Consider the following 1,031-nt stretch of genomic DNA (forward strand, 5'->3'; position numbering starts at 1 on the left):
CCTCTTTGGCGGCCTCAAATTTCCGTCTGCTTGTCGGGTTCGAGCTTTCATAGACGCGTTGCTCATGGGCAACGGCCTCGTCGATCGTAGAACGAGTTTCTCCGGACTGCAGCATCGTTAACCGCTCCCTCGCACCAGTGTTTCCAATCCCGCATGATGCTGACGGCCCTGTGCAGCACCAGCTAATCGCCTGCTTTGCGCACCCGCTCGAAGCAATTGCCCTCTCGCCTTCAGCCTTGACTGAAGAGTTAGCCAGTCGACGATCATTCCACGAAGGCGGCGCGAACACGGCGACGCATGATTGACAGCAGGCTTACCCCCCGCACGAGCAAAGAAATGTGAAAGGCGGGCCAGAGCAAATGCTTGCCGAACATCTGCCCGAATGTGAACAAAGCGGCGATAAAGGCCGCGAAAGATATGAGCATCCCGTTGCGAATGTCGCGCGACCAATCGGCGCCGATAAAGACCCCGTTCATCTGGAGGACAAGCACGCCGCTCGGTGCCGCGAAATCCGCCCAAGGAAGATAGACAATCGCCTCCGCAGGAACGTGCCTTGCACCTGTCACGACGCCGACGAGTTGTTCACCGATCGCCCAAGGTGAGGACGCTTGCGAACCCCGCAAGGAAGAATGCCCGCCCGCGGTCAGCCTGAGGGCACGTAAGAACGCCGGCTGATTATGGGTGCCGGCGGCACGACGGACGAGCTGCGGGGCGGCGCTCTCGAGCCCGCCGAGAGGGGCGAGTTCTGGCTCGCCGGGCCCCCTGATTTGGCGACGGCGGAGCGCTACTTCTGGGGAGCGCGGATCGGTGGCCGGCCCGACCACCAATACATCGAAGGCAGTCCACGCAATGTCATAGATCGCCCAAGCCAGCCGGGAGCATTCGCGGGTAAGCTCATCGTATTTGCTTCTTGACATCGATCGCCTCAACCCCGTTTCTGCGAGATAGTCTAAGTTATAAGCAGCTGGAAGGGTGATTGGATGGATAACAACACGCTTGGTTGACTTGACGTACGGCGGACTATTACCGCT

The 1,031-nt window shown here is 59.7% G+C and carries 1 pseudogene; it reads right to left on the reverse strand.

Going from position 1 to position 1,031, the window contains the following annotated elements:
• Nucleotides 1-263: 263 nt before the first annotated feature.
• Nucleotides 264-1,031: pseudogene (locus EOA24_RS39135) on the reverse strand (hypothetical protein); the annotation flags it as partial.

The organism is Mesorhizobium sp. M2A.F.Ca.ET.039.01.1.1 (assembly GCF_003998035.1).
In the GTDB taxonomy this organism is placed as follows: Bacteria; Pseudomonadota; Alphaproteobacteria; order Rhizobiales; family Rhizobiaceae; genus Mesorhizobium.